General features: G+C 63.5%; 7 protein-coding genes. 2 read left to right on the plus strand and 5 right to left on the minus strand.

Going from position 1 to position 16,794, the window contains the following annotated elements; genetic code table 11:
• Positions 1 to 11: 11 nt before the first annotated feature.
• From I0K07_RS00260 to I0K07_RS00275, 4 genes are all read right to left on the minus strand, one after another.
• The gene (locus I0K07_RS00260) at positions 12 to 1,745 is read right to left on the minus strand and encodes a M61 metallopeptidase family protein (protein WP_203290665.1); all 1,734 of its coding nucleotides are present in this window, start codon (positions 1,743 to 1,745) and stop codon (positions 12 to 14) included.
• A 110-nt stretch (positions 1,746 to 1,855) separates the two neighbouring features.
• Complete coding sequence (locus I0K07_RS00265) at positions 1,856 to 2,440, minus strand: thymidine kinase (protein ID WP_203290666.1); 585 nt, start codon at positions 2,438 to 2,440, stop codon at positions 1,856 to 1,858.
• 83 nt (positions 2,441 to 2,523) lie between these two features.
• Positions 2,524 to 4,428, minus strand: a complete 1,905-nt coding sequence (locus tag I0K07_RS00270) for a sodium:solute symporter family protein (RefSeq protein WP_203290667.1) — start codon at positions 4,426 to 4,428, stop codon at positions 2,524 to 2,526.
• A 12-nt stretch (positions 4,429 to 4,440) separates the two neighbouring features.
• Positions 4,441 to 4,755, minus strand: coding sequence for a DUF4212 domain-containing protein (locus tag I0K07_RS00275; RefSeq protein WP_203290668.1), 315 nt, complete (start codon positions 4,753 to 4,755; stop codon positions 4,441 to 4,443).
• A gap of 693 nt (positions 4,756 to 5,448) precedes the next feature.
• Between I0K07_RS00275 and pepN the strand changes: the two genes are divergently transcribed.
• Positions 5,449 to 8,043, plus strand: coding sequence for an aminopeptidase N (gene pepN / locus I0K07_RS00280; protein WP_203290669.1), 2,595 nt, complete (start codon positions 5,449 to 5,451; stop codon positions 8,041 to 8,043).
• A 102-nt stretch (positions 8,044 to 8,145) separates the two neighbouring features.
• Positions 8,146 to 10,155: an alkyl/aryl-sulfatase gene (locus I0K07_RS00285; RefSeq protein WP_203290670.1), complete on the plus strand. Its 2,010-nt coding sequence runs from the start codon at positions 8,146 to 8,148 to the stop codon at positions 10,153 to 10,155.
• Positions 10,156 to 10,219: 64 nt separating this feature from the next.
• Here the strand turns inward: I0K07_RS00285 and I0K07_RS00290 are convergent, their stop codons facing one another.
• Positions 10,220 to 16,681: an Ig-like domain-containing protein gene (locus I0K07_RS00290; RefSeq protein ID WP_203290671.1), complete on the minus strand. Its 6,462-nt coding sequence runs from the start codon at positions 16,679 to 16,681 to the stop codon at positions 10,220 to 10,222.
• Between the last annotated feature and the right edge of the window lie 113 nt (positions 16,682 to 16,794).

A 16,794-nucleotide genomic window follows, 5' to 3' on the forward strand; every position in this document is an offset into this window, starting at 1 on the left:
CCGATCATGGCCTAGAGGGCACAATCCCTGTCCGGTGTGCCCTCAACCCGTTCCCACTGATACGCTGCCACAGTTTCTCCGCGCGGCAGATAGGTAATCTCGAACACATCATCGCCGCGGCCAATGGACAGGGTCAGCATCATGTCCTGCGTACCCTGGAGATGATCCTGCGGCACCGGATCGATGATCAGATCCCCATTGCGCAGACCGGCCTGATCAGCAGCCGACCCCGGCACCAGACCGCGGACAATCCGCACCGGCTCCGCCAGCACTTCGGTATCAAAACCCAGCTCATAGCGGCGCAGATCCCGCCGGGTGCGGGCGAAGCACGGGCCGAACGCCTCGGATTCGGGAACGGGCATGTCTCCATCCAGGAAGGCCCGGAATTCGGTGACGGCCTGCTCGCCCAACTCCGTCTCCAGCAGAGCCTCCCAATCGGCATTCGACGCACCGCCAGCCTCACCGGACATCTCCAGCATGGCCAGCATGAGGTCATCCAGCGAGCGTGCGCCGCCGGACCGTGTCCGCACGGCATGATCAATCGTGGCGAAGTACAGCATGCCCCGGTCATAGGGCAGGGTTCGCACTCGTGTGTCGGCCCAGAAACGCTGCGGGACCAGACTGTTCGGCGCCTGTGCCATGAGGCTGGAATAATAGCGGCCTGCGTGGAAATTGATGTTCGCCAGCGCCTGGTCCGGCGTGATCATCCCGTAACGAAGCGGCAGGCGTGACTGGTAGAAAGTCGCCAGCCCCTCGCTGAACCAGGAGGATTCCAGCCCGGCCGGCTCCGACAGGACCGGCTGGAATGTGTGGAACATCTCGTGCGCCAGGGTCAGCTTGATCGCGTCGGGATCACTGCCGCGTTCCTGGCCGAATGTCGTGACGAAAGAGCGGTGCAGCCCGACCCCGCCACCAGCATTGACGGGATTCTCCCGCAGAAAAACGCCATAGGGCGGCGCCCCGTCCTGGTCGAAAAAGCCCTCATAATGCCCGTAGAGTTCGCCCGTCCAGGCCAGCAGCGCCTGGCCGTCAAAGGGTGGGTTTCCCTGCAGCGCCCCGAAGAAACCGCCTTCCGGCAAAGGATCCGGCCAGGTCTGGATCGCGCCGGCCATGAAGAAGCCGCGCCGCAACTCATCGCGGCTCAGCGGCTCGGTGGACAGGACCTCACCGCCGCCCAGTGAGCTCACACCGACCGCGCCCACTGGGGCATCCGACAAGTGCCAGACAAGGCGGGTGTCATAGCGGGTCTCGCCCGGCGGCAGCAGCAGGAAGACATGCCCGGCAGCCGACATGCCCAGCCCGTCATTGGAAAACTCATAGGGCGGGGCCGGTCCGCGCGGCGGCAGGCTGGCATCGGCCGGCACGGTGTAGCGCACCGTGACCGGGCCCCTGACAGCCCGCTCGGCGCGCCATTCCCGGACCGTGCCCGCCTCGACATCGGCCACGCTGAGCGGAACCGGGCCGGACGCATCATTCATCACCAGGTCCGACAGCACCGTCGCGACCGTATCGACATTGTTGGTCACCAGGGGGATGCGCAGGACGGGTTCGCCGGCCTCGGCCGCAAAATCATGGAAGGCCAGTCGCACATCCAAGCGCGTAAAGGCATTCGCCCGGGCGTCGAAATGCGGGTATAGATCCAGGTCGAGCTGTGTCACATCCCCCGTGCCGGCAGGCGCGGGCCTGTCCGCCTGCGAACAGGCAACCAGCATCAGGCCCGCACTCATCAGGACGTGTTTCAGCATGGTCCCGCTCCCCGCTTCCAGTGTGGCGGAAATTCTGGGGCAAGGACCAGAGATAATCCTTGTCTTTGTCGCTCCGCCTGTCGCCGGGCGTGCATAAATTTTCTGCGGAACTAGCGCCCCACGGCCTCGCGCCAATGCTGGCGGCACAGCGAGATATAGTCCGTCTTCTCCACGCCCACCTGGTCCCCTTCCGTGACCGCCTGGCCATCAGCGGTGCGGCGCAGGACCATCGTCGCCTTGCGGCCGCAATGGCAGATCGTGCGGGCTTCGCGCAGATCATCGGCGATGGCGAGGAGTTCCGCCGCGCCCTCGAACAACACGCCCTGGAAGTCCGTCCGCAGCCCGTAGCACAGGACCGGAATGTTCAGCTCATCGACCACGCGGGCCAGCTGCCAGACCTGGTCCCGTGTCAGGAATTGCGCCTCATCCAGGAAGACCGCGTCCAGACGGGCCGAGCCCTTCTGCTGCATCATGGCGGCGTAAAGATCCGTCCCGTCCCGGAAGACATGGGCCGGTGCCCGAAGGCCGATCCGGGATTCAATCTCCGCCATGTCGGCCTCGGGACCAGAGGCGTGATGGCCCGACGTCCACAACATCACCTCCATGCCCCGCTCACGGTAATTGTGCGCCGCCTGGAGAAGGATGGCCGACTTGCCCGCATTCATCGCGGCATAGGTGAAGTAGAGTTTCGACATGCCCTCTGGCTATCGCGATTCCGCGGCGCGCCGAACGGATTCACCAGCCTCTCCACCATGCGATGCAGTCGGCCGGGACCGGCCTAGTCAGCGCCTCCGCCATCATGAACCGGATGGGCCCGGACCGAGGGGATACGGATCTCCTCGACCATGTCCTGCACAGCCTGCGGCGGCGCCGGGGTGGCCAGGGACACGCCGATGGAGACGGCAAAGGCCAGCAGCATGCCCACCGTGCCGAAGCCTTCCGGCGATATGCCCAGGAACCAGTCACTGGCTGCACCCGGCGCCAGGCCCGGCAGAAGGCCGGTGACACCGAGCAGCCCGACCAAGCCCAGCACGCCGGAGCCGATCAGTACGGGCAGGCTGCCCTTGCCGCCCTCCCGCGTCCCGATAAAGAGCACCAGACCGGCCAGCGCCAGGACCAGCGCCACAACACCGGTCACGATCGGGCTGAAGCCGATCTTGAAATGGATGATGTAGGCACCGGTGGTCAGCAGGCCGATACTCATCCCGGCGACAGCCCCCTGCTTGTTCATCCGTTTCCAGAAAATGCCCAGGAAGATGGCCGGGAAGAAGCTGGCGGCCGCGAGCCCGAAGGCAAAGGCCACCACGGCGGCGACAAAGCCCGGCGGGTAGATACCGGCCAGGATGGCAATCAGCACCGCGACCACGGCCGCGGTCCGGGCGACCATCAATTCCTGCGTCTCGCTCATATTGGGCAAAAGGACTTTCTTGCAGAGATCATGGGAGACCGCCGAGGATATCACCATCAACAGGCCCGCCGCCGTCGACAGGGCGGCCGCCAGCCCACCGGCCACGACCAGGCCGATTACCCAGGCCGGCAGATTGCCGATCTCCGGATTGGCGAGGACGAAAATATCCCGGTCCAGCGTGGTCACCTCATTCTGCGCCGGATCGGCGCGATACTGGATGCGGCCATCCCCGTTGAGATCGGTGAAGCCCAGCAGGCCCGTCTCTTCCCAATTATAGAACCAGTCCGGCGTCGCATCGTCCGGACGCTCTTCCGGTGCCAGATCGGCGGCATAGGTCGACTCATTCACGGTATCGATGAAGTTGGACCGGGCGAACACGGCCACGGCCGGGGCCGTCGTGTAGAGAATGGCGATGAAGATCAGCGCCCAGCCGGCCGAGCGGCGGGCGTCCGAGGCCTTGGGCACCGTGAAAAAGCGGATGATGACATGCGGCAGGCCTGCCGTGCCCACCATCAGGGCCAGCGTGATGGCGAACACGTCCAGCATGGATTTCGACCCGTCCGTATAGGGCTGGAAGCCCAGATCCACGAGCGTGGTGTCGAGCCCCTGCAAAAGCGGCGTGCCGTCCTGGGCATTGCCGATGAAGCCCAGTTGCGGGATCGGCGTACCGGTGATCTGCAGCGAGAGGAAAATCGCCGGCACCATGAAGGCGAAGATCAGCACGCAATACTGCGCCACCTGCGTATAGGTGATGCCACGCATGCCGCCGAGCACGGCATAGAAGAGCACGATGATCGCACCAACGATCACGCCGATCTCGATCGGCACATGCAGGAAATTGGAGAAGGCAATGCCCACGCCGCGCATCTGGCCGGCGATATAGGTGAAGGAGACAAAGAGCGCGCAGATCACGGCGACAATCCGCGCCGCCTGGCTGTAATAGCGATCCCCGACAAAGTCCGGCACGGTGAATTTGCCGAACTTGCGCAGATAGGGCGCCAGCAAGAGGGCCAGCAGGACATAGCCACCGGTCCAGCCCATCAGGAAGACCGAGCCGTCATAGCCGGCAAAGGCGATCAGGCCCGCCATGGACAGGAAGGAGGCGGCGCTCATCCAGTCCGCCGCCGTCGCCATGCCGTTGAACACAGGGTGGACGTCATGGCCCGCGACATAGAATTCATCGGTGGAACCGGCCCGCGCCCAGATGGCGATGCCGATATAGAGGCCGAAGGTCGAGATGACGAAAATGGCCGTCCAGATCAAAGTCGAATCCATGATCAGCCCGCCCTAGTCGTTGTCATCGGACATGTTGTACTTGCGCTCCAGTCGGCCCATCAGGGCCGAATAGACGAAGATCAACACGACAAAGACATAGATCGCCCCCTGCTGGGCAAACCAGAACCCCAGCGGCGCGCCGCCGATCGCGAACTGGTCCAGCCAGTCCCGGAACAGGATGCCGGCACCGAAAGAGACGGTGAACCAGATCGCCAGGAGAATGCCCATCAGGGTCAGATTCTCGCGCCAATAGGCGTGGGCCGCATTCTCCGGCACATCATGATCCGGCGTATGGAGTTCCCCATCGCCCGGTTTCAGCTCGCTCATTCTGTCCTCCCCGTCCTGCCGGTGAACCGGCTTGCCCGGAATCCTGTCAGCTATTCGCGCCGCTGGCGAGACCGAGTTTGGCTTGGTCCGGAAAAAGGTGGCGATGTTCCAGCTACAGTCTCGCGGAAGCCCCCCTTCTCCCAGGGGAGAAGGTGCCGCGAAGCGGCGGATGAGGGGGATCGTCGAGGTCTTCGCGATTACCTGCAATACCGGGATTTCCCCCTCTCCCGGCGCATACGCGCCACCCTCTCCCCAGGGAGAGGGAATACCCCGCATCGCCAACTTATCCCCACCCCCAGCCATCTCGCACATACTCCCCCAGCCTCTTCACCACTCGAGGCCCGGCCCGGTCAGGCCGGGGGTGGGGCGGTCGCGGAGCGTTCCGGATGTCTGGGCTGACCGCCAGAGGGAAGGAACGGCTATCAGGGGGTCCAAGAGTGCCGAGGTTTGGCTCCAGTATCCCCTGGTCTTGAATACCCGTCGCGAGGCGGGAGGAAATCTCCGTGTGCGGGACGCCTTGCGGTGTCACTCACTCAGTTTCCTAGACGATGCCGAAAGGCGTCCCGCACTCCTCATATCGCCAGCGGGGCAGCGCGTGGCGTTATTGGCGTGCCCCCACTGACAGGAGTGTAGAGCGCGAGCCGCACTTCGGGTTAGCCTGCCTGCTCAACCCGCCAGCCGTCCGAGGCCCTCATGACGATCCAGCTCATCGACTACACCGCGCCCGCCTATGACATTCCCGAAACCCATCTGGATTTCAGCCTGTCGCCGGATGCGACCCGCGTCACCTCGCGCCTGAAACTGGAGCGCCGGGATTTGTCGGCGGACCGGATCACGCTGGACGGGGAAAAACTGCAACTGGAAAGCGTCGCCATTGATGGCGAAATCGTCGGCCCTGACCGGTATGAGCTGACCGACACCTCGCTCACCCTTCTGGGCCTGGGCGAAACAGCCGAGGTGGAGATCACGGTCACCATCGCACCGCAGGGCAATACCGAGCTGATGGGGCTCTACATGTCCGGCGGGCGGTATTGCACCCAGTGCGAGGCGGAGGGTTTCCGCCGCATCACCTATTTCCTCGATCGTCCCGACTGTTTGAGCCGCTTCACCGTGCGGGTCGAGGCGGAGAAAGACGGCTTCCCCACCCTGCTCTCCAATGGCGACACGGTAGAGACGGGCGATGCGGGCGAAGGCCGCCACTACGCCGTCTTCGTCGACCCCCATCCCAAGCCGACCTATCTCTTCGCCCTCGTCGCCGGCGCCTTCGACAGCATTTTCGACGACTTCACCACGGCTTCCGGCCAGGCGGTGAAACTGGGCGTCCATGTCGATCCGGGCCAGGCCGGCCGGGCCTATTTCGCAATGGATGCCCTCAAACGCTCGATGAAGTGGGATGAAGATGTATTCCAGCGCGAATACGACCTGTCCGAATTCCATATCGTGGCCGTTCGCGATTTCAATTTCGGCGCCATGGAGAATAAGGGGCTGAACATCTTCAACTCCTCCCTCCTGCTCGCCGATGCCGAGACCGCGACCGATGCCGACTTCATGAATGTGGAACGCGTCGTCGCCCACGAATACTTCCACAACTGGTCGGGCAACCGGATCACGCTGCGCGACTGGTTCCAGCTCTGCCTGAAAGAAGGCCTGACCGTCTATCGTGACCAGGAATTCTCCTCGGACATGCGCTCGCGACCGCTGCAGCGCATCCATGATGTGCAAGGTTTGCGGGCCATCCAATTCCCGGAGGATGATGGCCCCCTCGCCCATCCGCCCCGGCCGACCGAGTATGAAACCATCGACAATTTCTACACGTCGACGGTCTACAACAAGGGTGCCGAAGTCGTGCGTGTCCTGCGCGAATTGCTCGGCGCAGACGGGTTCGCTGCGGGCATGCAGCGCTATTTCACCGACAATGACGGCACCGCCGCCACGCTGGAAGACTTCATGGCGGCTTTCGATTTCGGCAGCGCCGAGGCGCGCGAAGCCGCCTTCCGCTGGTATCAGCAAGCCGGCACGCCGACCGTCACGATGAGACGCGAGCACAATGCTGAAACCGGCGACGTGACCCTCGTCCTGACCCAATCGCAAAAACCGACGCCCGGCCAGACCGACAAGGCGCCCCTGCCGGTTCCGCTGCGCATCGGCTTCCTGGATGCGGAGGGCCGGACCCTGCCCCTCTCCCATAACGGCGCGGCATCGGACGAGCACCACCTCACTTTTGACACGGCCGAGGCCCGGCTGAGTTTCAGTGGCGCCGCCGGCATGCCGATCCCGGCCATCCTGCGCGGCTTCAATGCGCCGGTGAAAGTGGACACCGATCTGAACCAGGAAGAAAAGCTGGTCCAGATGGCGCATGATCCCGACCCGTTCACGCGCTGGGATACCGGCCAGCTGATGATGGCCGAAGCCATGATCGCCCGCGCCGAAGGCCAGGCGCAGGCCGGTCCGCCTCTGGACCGGATTGCCCAGGCTTTGGCCGGCGAGTTTGACCGGGATGATTTCGAGCCGGGCTTTGTCGCGCGCGCCATCCGCCCGGCCTCGGTCTCCGAACTCCTGCAGCAGACCGACACGCCCGACCCGGCCGCCCTGTTCGCCGCGCAGCTGGAAACCCGTCGTACCCTGTCCGCAGCCCTGGCCGGTCAGCGCAAGACCGAGTTTGCCCGCCCCGCTCCGGATGCCGACTCTCTGGAGAATGAGGCCATCGGCCGCCGCGCCCTGCGCTCCACCTTCCTCTTCCTCGCCGCCGCCGAAGGCGAAAGCGCCGCCGAGCTCGCACTCGACGCCTTCCACCAGGCCGGAAACATGACCGACAGCATGGCCGCCTTGCGGGCCCTGTCCGAGATCGGAGGCTCGGCCTTCGAAACCGCGCTGGCAGAGTTCGAGGCGCGCTGGAAAGACGACGCCCTGGTGATGGACAAGTGGTTCTCGATGCAGGCCATGGCCCCGCATGACGGGGCGGAGCGCGTGCGCAAACTCGTGCAGCACCCGCTCTTCTCGCTGAAGAACCCGAACCGCGCCCGTGCCGTTTATGGCGCCTTCGCCAATGCCAACCCGGTCTGTTTCCACGCAGAAGACGGCAGCGGCTATAATCTCGTCGCCGATGCCCTGATCGAGCTGGACGCTATCAATCCGGGCACCTCGGCGCGGATCGTGCGCAGTTTCGAGACCTGGAAACGCTTCGACACCACGCGCCAGGCCCACGCCAAGGCCGCACTGGAACGGGTCCTGGCTGCAGCCAAGAGCACCAATCTGAAGGAAGTGATCACCAAGACGCTGGGCGGCTAGAACGGCGCCTACTCCACACAGGGCAATCCTGTGGCACACTCCCCCGGTGAATCGTCGGCCAGCCAATCAAAGAGCCGACCGCACCGGCCGGGGAGGGCCCAGATGATTTTGAAGCGACATGCAAGTGCCCTTGTCCTGGCGCTTGCCGCAGCGGCCTGTTCGGCCCCCGACAGTACAGTGCCTGTCCAGCAGGAAGGCGCAGACGCCCAGGGCTTCCTGCCGGCTGACGACACCACGCTCGCCGCCCAGGCAGAGGCCGCCCGTCAGATCGACACAGACCGTCAGCTGGCCGACCTGGAACTCGCAGAGCGCGGTCTGATCGCCCGGGAAGCGGACCTCACCATCACCGCCGGCGACGGACGCATCATCTGGCAACCGGGCCGCTATGCCTTCCTCGATGAAGCCGCCCCGCCCACCGCCCATCCCGATCTCTGGCACCAGGCCAATTTGGCCAATCTTCATGGCTTGTATGAAGTCCGGCCTGGCATCTATCAGGTGCGGGGATACGACTTGTCCAACATGTCGATCATTGCCGGGGAGACCGGCTGGATCATCATCGACCCGCTGACCGCCGCCGAAACGGCCCGCGCGGCATTGGACCTGGTGCAGCGGGAACTGGGCGAGCGTCCGATCGAGGCGATCATCTTCACCCATTCCCATATCGACCATTTCGGCGGTGTGGAGGGCATCCTGCCCCCGGAAGCGCTGGCCAGCGGCGAGGTCCGCATCATCGCGCCGGAAGGCTTCACCCTGGAATCGATCAGCGAGAATGTGCTGGCCGGGTCCGTCATGTCGCGGCGCGCCGACTACATGTTCGGCCGCCCGCTGCCTGCCAGCGAACGCGGCCATATTTCCACCGGACTGGGTCCGCAGCCCGCCTATGGCTCCGTCTCCATCGCGCCGGTCACCGACACGATTTCCCGGACCGGACAGACCCTGACCATTGATGGGGTCGAGATGGTGTTCCAGCACGCGCCAGACAGTGAGGCCAAGGCGGAGCTGACTGTTTTCTTCCCGCAGATGAATGCCTGGTGCGGGGCCGAGATCGTGTCGCGGACCCTGCACAATCTTTACACATTGCGCGGTGCCCAGGTGCGCGATGCCCTGGCCTGGTCCGACGCCATCGAAGAAGCCCGCCTGCGTTTTGCGCCGCAGACCGATGTCATTTTCAACTCACACCATTGGCCGGTCTGGGGCCGAGAGGAGGCGGACCGCTATCTCTCCGCCCAACGGGACATCTACAAATACATCCATGACCAGACACTGCGCCTGGCCTCACGCGGCCTGACACCGGACGAGATTGCCGAGACCATCACCCTGCCGGACAGCCTCGCGGAAGAGGCTTCCGTCCACGGCTATTACGGAACGCTGCGGCACAATTCGCGCGCCGTCTATCAGCGTTATTTCGGCTGGTATGATGCCGTGCCCGCCCATCTCGACCCGATCCCGCGGACCGACGCAGCCCGCCGCTATGTCGCCGCGATGGGCGGATTGGAGCCGGTCCTCGCCGAGGTCGAAACAGCCCTGGCGGATGGAGAGACACGCTGGGCCGCAGAACTGGCCCAGCACGCCGTTTTTGCAGACCCGGACTCCGCTGCAGCCCGCGATGCGCTGGCCCGGACCTATGAGCAATTGGGCTATCGGGCCCGCAGCGGTCCCTGGCGCGATGTCTACCTGACCGGCGCTTTCGAACTGCGTCATGGGGTCGATGAGCGCCCGGTGGAAGCCGGCACGGCGGGACTGGTCCGTGCCATTCCGCTGGATCTCTATTTCGATGCGCTGTCTGTACGGCTGGATGGTCCGCGCGCTGCCGAGCGGGATCTGCACTTCGTGTTCGATTTCACCGATGCCGGTGAGACCTTCCAGATCTTCATTGAAAACGGCGTCATGCACCATGCCGCCATTGCCGATCCGGAGGCTGCGACCGGAGATCAGGATGCGGTCATCACCCTGACCCGGGCCTTCTGGCTGCGCCTCCTCTCCCAGCAAGCCGGCCTGGCCGACATGCTGGCCAGCGAGGAGTTTTCAGTGCGTGGAGACCGGCTCGCCCTGATGCGTTTCTTCAGCCTGCTGGAAGCGCCGGAAGCAGGCTTCCCGATCGTCACGCCCTGATGCGAACTGGCCTGGCACCTTTCGGGGCCAGGCCAGTCACAGTTTCAGTCAAGAAGGCGCCGGACTATTGCAGGCCGATCCGGATTTCCATCCGGGCCGAGCGGGCTTCGAAATCCCCGTCGCCCAGGCCACCGACATCGGTGGTGAAGCGGAAAATGGCTCCGCCCCAGAACTCGCCCTGCAGGCCCAGCCGGGCATCGGCGCGCAGATCGCCTGTCCCCACAAGCCCGCCATTCTCGTCCAGAAGGGTCGCCGGATTGTAGTCCCATACCCCGGTCAGACCGATCACCGGTTCCCACCAGCCATCCGCACCTGTCTCAAACCGGTAGGAGACTTCCGGACCCGCCTCGAAACGGCCGATCGTGATGGTCTGTTCAGGGATGAAGATGCCGAGACTGTCGGTATAGGCCGCTTGGGTTTCCTCGAAATGCGCCAGGCTGGCCACTGGCCGGATACGCCAGCCGCCCTGGCTCCACTCACCGGTCAGATTGACCCGCAGCATGTAACGCTCGGTATCAAACGCGTCCTCATAGAGCCCCAGCGGATCCACCGTATTGCTGGACGTGCCATACATGGCCAACACATCCAGCCAGGCCGCATCGCCGATTTGCTGGACATAATAGGGACCGGCCATCCAGCCCGTACCGCCGACCCGGGCACCGCGGACAGCGCCTGCGCGCTCCGCGATATCGCCGGAGACATCATCCATCCAGTCACGCTGGACGAGCACACCGATCAGACGGCCTTCACCGATCTGCCAGTCCGCCCCCAGTTGGACCACACCGAATTCCGTCTCCGAGAGATCACCCGCCCGGTCATCGCTGACGGAGGCGTAGTCGGCCGCCAGCCAGACATCCCAGACCGATTCCGTCCCGGTCTCGCTGGCACCCGGCATTTGCGGCACCGACTGCTTGGCGTGATTGCGCAGGCCCGACAGGCTGGTGCGCAGGCTGGCCATGCTGGTGTAGCGGCTCACATCCGCCGAAACGGAACCCGGCGAGGTGGTCTGGCGATCCGACATGCGCCGGGCCAGATCCGGACCGGCATCCAGGATGCGATCAGCCCGGCGGACCATGAAATTGCGGATGGCACGCTGGGTGGCCAGACGGATCTCCGCCTCATCCCGCGTATTCACAAAGGTGCAGACAATGTCTTCCTGCGGATCCAGATCGATATCGACACGGCCAGCCGAAAGATCGATGACACTGCCGCCATCCAGGTCACCGGAACAGGACAGGCTGTCCAGACGCCAGCCCTGCGGCAGGGACTGGGTCAGGTCATAGGTCCCGAACAGTTTGCGCACCGGCGAACTGACGGCATAGCCCGACGACGTGGTCAGGCTGGTCCCGTCCAGATCGGCATCGGACGACGCATAGACAAAGGTCTCGTCCCGCTGCAGACCGCCCGGTGTGGTGGCGATGAACTGGATGGTTCCGCGGCGTTCCTCGATCGTGATGGTGAGCGGGATGGAGACGACAATCGCCTCGGACTCCGCGCCCAGGACACCGGAGCGCTGATCGCCCGTGGCACCCAGATTCACGATGGTCACCCGGCCCGTATAGGTACCGGCCGCCAGCGCCTCGGCCGCGTCATTCACGCTGATCGTCAGCTCCAGCGTACCCAGGCCGGAAATGGTTCCGGTGCGCGGGGTGACATCCAGCCAGTCCACATCCACATCCACGCGGAAATTGATAGCCTCGGACCCCGGATTGGAGATCGTTGCACTGGCCGTCACTTCGGTGACGTCCACGACATCCTCACCCACCGTGACAGAGACCTCGATCGGCGGGGAAACCGCCTCGACCTCGCCACTCGCTGCCTCGGACGGATTACCCGCCTCATCCTCGGCCGCGCCCTCGGCAACACTCACGGACACCGTACCCAGTGTGGACGGAGTGATGGTTGCGGAGAACCGGGTGGTGGACACGGTCTGGAACTCGCTCGCAGCACCATTGGTGACGGCAATATCCTCGACCGTGAAACCCGTGACCGCTTCGGAGAAGTCGAAGACCGCCTCGAAGGCGCCTTCCACATCCGTATCCGGAAGATCGATTGTCAGGCTCGGAGGTGTGGAATCCGTCTCGACCTCGAACGGCGTCGCCGCCGTGCTCTCATTGCCAGCCGCGTCGGACGCCGCACCGGCCTCGAGGGCCACGGTGAGCGGGTTTCCGCCGGTCGGCGTGATGGTGACCGTGTAGACCGCATCACCGCCCGCAAGGTCAGAGGCGACACCATTGGTCACCACAAGATCCTCGAGCGCAAAACCGCTCACATCTTCCGTGAAGGTCACGCTGAGCGTGAAAGGAGCCGTCGCCGCACCCTCGAGATCAGAACTCAACACCACATCCGGAGCCGTCAGGTCTGCAATGACCTCGAGCGTGGACGCGGCCACATTGAGATTGCCAGCCGCGTCCTCGGCACCGCCCGCGACCATGTCGATCAGCACGCTGCCATCCGTCGTGGGCGTCACATCGAACGTGTAGGCATCACCCGAACCGGACAAATTGCTGGCTGTGCCATTGGTGATCTGGAGATCATCCAGGGCAAAACCGGTCACCTCATCCCCGAATGTCACGCTGACTTCGAACATCCCCCCGACCGGATCGGTCGCGCTGGTCGCGAAGAGGACCGTGGGCGCTGTCACATCAGCCTCGACTTCCAGCGTGCTGGCCGCCGTGTTGCCATTGCCAGCATCATCTGCAGCACTGCCGGCGGGCAGGTCGATGGAGACCGTGCCATCAGCCGCGGGCGTCACGTCAAACGTGTAAGCCGCACCGGAGCCGGACAGATTGGTGGCTGTGCCATTGCTGACCTGAAGATCGGCCAGGGCCAGACCCGTTACATCCTCGGAGAAGGTCGCACTGACTTCAAACGTTCCGGCAACCGGTTCGCCGGCCGTTTTGGCCAGCGTCACGGTCGGCGCGGTGAGATCGGCTTCCAGAACCAGATCGCTCGCCGCCGTGTTCGTATTGCCAGCGGAATCCGCTGCCACGCCGGCACCGAGACTGATCGTGACATCTCCATCGCCCGCGGGAGTGACGGTAACGCTGTACTCAGCTCCGGATCCGGACAGATCGGAGAGAACGCCATTGGTCGCAGCCAGATCGGCAAGGGTGAACCCGGTCACGGCTTCGTCGAACGTGATGCTGACAGAGACACTGCCGGACACCGGATCAGATTGCGTCGTGGAAAGCGCCACGCTCGGCGCAGTAATATCCGCCGACCGAGTCAGAGAAGAGGACGCAGAATTTCCGTTACCCGCATCATCCTCGGCTGCGTCAGCAGCAACGGAAACCGTCACATCCCCGTCGGCTGCTGGCGTGATCGTCACGGAATAATCCGTACCCGAACCCGTCAGGCCGGACGCCGTACCATTGGTCACGTCGAAGCCCGAAACCGTCAGGCCGGTCACACTTTCACTGAACTCAACCGAGACTTCGAAAGCCCCGGCAACCGGATCAGCGGCGGTCGAAGACAGGGTCGCTGTCGGGGCCGTAACATCGGACTCCACGGTCAGCGTCGTCGCTGCCGACCCGTCATTGCCCGCCTCATCCGTGTATGACGCCGCAGCGATATCCAGGCTGACAGAACCATCCGCCGACGGGGTGACATCCGCCGTGTAGCTGCTGCCCGATCCTTGCAGGTTGGAGACACTGGCATTCGTCGCTTCCAGATCATCGATCGAGAAACCCGACACGTCTTCGCTGAAGGTGATGTCCACACTGAACACGCCGGTAACCGGTTCACTGCCGGTATAGGCCAGCGTCGCGGACGGAGCCGTATTGTCCATCTGGAACGTGTTGTCATTTGCGCCGTCCGGCGTGGTGCTCACCAGCGTATTGCCATATTCGTCTGCCACGGTGGCATTCGACACGGTGAGTTCGATCTCACCGTCCAGCGAGGCCAGGTCGCCGCCGGACGCCGTCACGTTGAAGCCGATGGAGAAGCGCTCAACGGCAAGGCTGGCCGTTGTGCCGGACAGGCTGAAATCTTCCGGTGCCATGGTGAAGGTGGGGGAGATCCGCGAGAAGGTCACAGCCCAGCTCACGCTGTCCGCATTGGTGGTTTCATCCGTCGGAGCCAGCCGTGTGATGGAGGCGATCTGCGGTCCGGCATTCGAAACGGAATAGGATTCCGCCGGATTTGTCGGCGAGGTCGAGGCGAGCCTATTGCCCGCCCGGTCTGTGATGGCATGTGCCGGATTCAGGGAGAGAGAGACCCGGGCGGGAAAATCGCTGCCCAGCGCCGCCAGATCGCCGCCTGAAATGTCGACATAATAGCCTTCCAGACCAATCGGTACGGGGCGTCCGGCATGAAGAGGCCTCTCATCTCCCTTTCCGCCTGGACTATAGGTGACGCTGGTCACGGTGGCCGTCGAACCGATCACAATGAAATCTTCCGCTCGAAGGTCTGCCACGTCGGAATCGAATGTCACACGCCAGATCAGCGAATCTGAATTCGTCGTCTCGCTGGCCGGGTTGTACCGGACGATGTTCTCAAGAACAGGCGCGGCATTGTCGACGACGAAGATGTCATTGATCGCGCCCTGCACGACCGTGCTGGACATCGTATTCCCGAAACTGTCTTCGATCGTATTGAAGCTCTGCAGGTTGATACGCACGGCTTGCGACGACAACGACGCCAGGTCGCCACCGGACGCCGTGACGGTCACTTCATTATCGTCCACGGACACCTGGAGCGTGGCGGTAGACCCGGTCAGAGCGAAGTCGGATGCCAGAACATTCTCGACGGTTTCATTGAAAACGAAGAGCCATGAAAGCGTGTCGGCATTGGTGTAGAAGTCGGTTGGCGATGCCCGGTCAATGCGGGTGACAAGCGGTCCGGCGTTGTCGATGTCGACATTCCGCTCATCCAGCCCCGTCGGCGACAGGTCGGGCAAGTCATTATAAGCGGCATCCGTGATGTTTGACGTCGCGGACAGGCTGAGCATGACAAGGCCATCAAAGCCACTCAGACGACCGGACTGGGTGGTCAGTTCATAAACAGTCGAACTCACGGCGTTGACAGTGCCGATATCCACGGTCGGTCCGGTAATCTGAAAATCATTGGCCGTGACATTGATCACCGGCTCCGAAAACGTCACCGTCCAGCTGATCGTGTCGGCCTGTGCCGGGGTGCTGGCCGGTGCGGTCCGAGCCACAGATGTGACCGTTGGCGGCGTACCGTCGATTTCGAGGCTGAATTGGCTGGCCGCCGAATTGCCATTGCCAGCAGCGTCCACCGCGGAATCGGCGGGAATGTCGACCGTCAGCGTTCCGTCCTGATAGCTGATCAGTGTCAGGGTGGCACCGGTTGAAGTCGGCGTAAGGGTTTGCAGCACGCCACCCGTGACATCCACATCATCGCTATCGAAGCCCGTGACCGGTTCGGAAAATGTTACGGTCACCGAAAAGGGTGTATTGGCCTGATGGGGCGCAATCACGCCGCTGGACAGGTTCACCGTCGGCGCTGTGCTGTCATAGGTCATCTCGAACGCGTCGGGAGCCGGATTGCCATAGCCGTCTGCATCGGTGGCGGCATTCGCTGCGACACCGACCGAGTGCGTGCCGTTTCCGGCCGGCGTGATCAGGACGGTATAGACGCTCGCGGACACGGCGGAGAAGTCGGACACATAGGCCCCCGCCGCACCGATACTGCCGACGGAAAAGCCGGTGACGTCCTCGCTGAAGGTGATGGTCAGCGTGTAGGGCGCATTCACCGGCGAAGAGGCGGTCGTGCTGAAACTGATTTCCGGGACCTCAATCGCCGCCTCGATCGAGAATTCCGTGGACGCCGTGTTGGGATTGGACGCCTCGTCATAGAGGCTGTCGGCCGGCAGATTGACCGTGATCGTGCCGGCACCGGCCGGGCGAAGCGTGACCGATCCGGGCGAGGCATTCGCGGCGGCGGTAAACGACTCGATGGTCGCATTGGTCACGACAAGATCGCTTTCGGTGAAGGACCAGACCGCAATGCCGTCGGCAAATCCGTCCTGCGGCAGGCAGGTGATATCGACAACAAAGTTACCGGTCACCGGCGCCGGCTCTGTCGTCGAGAACGCGCAATTGGGCGGGGTGTTGTTCACAACCGTTGCGTCGGCCACTGACGGATCAAACGCGCCGAGCGGCGTTCCGAGCAAATTCTGGATATCATTGCCGCTGGCGATTCCGAGCCGGACTTCCCCGTTCAGATTGGCTAGATCACCTCCCGATACGGTGACCGCGAAGCCCTGCGGGCCGGAAGGCAAGACAGCGGTGACACCGGCTGTCGTGCCCGAAACCTCAAAGTCCGTTGCATCGACGTTCACCACAAACTGGTCAAAGTATACCGTGAACTGGAGGCTATCGGCATTGGTGTAGGTCGACCCGTTAATGAAACTGACGAGGGGCGCCGGAGTGTCCGCTTGCACGGGCATGGACAGACTGGCCCCGCCCAGAGCAGCCATCGCAACGACCGCCAACCATCGGTTCACCTCCCGAACAGCAGACGCAAGACCAGATGCCAGTCGCTCTACCCAAACACGCATACTCTTATCCCCCTCGCCCCAATCACGCGCAAAAGCGCTCGCCCGCACGCTCTGCGCGCACGGTAAAAAGGCGTTACAATTCAAATTGATTGGGCCGCGTTTTAACGTCAGTA

Source organism: Maricaulis parjimensis, from assembly GCF_016817355.1.
In the GTDB taxonomy this organism is placed as follows: Bacteria; Pseudomonadota; Alphaproteobacteria; order Caulobacterales; family Maricaulaceae; genus Maricaulis; species Maricaulis parjimensis.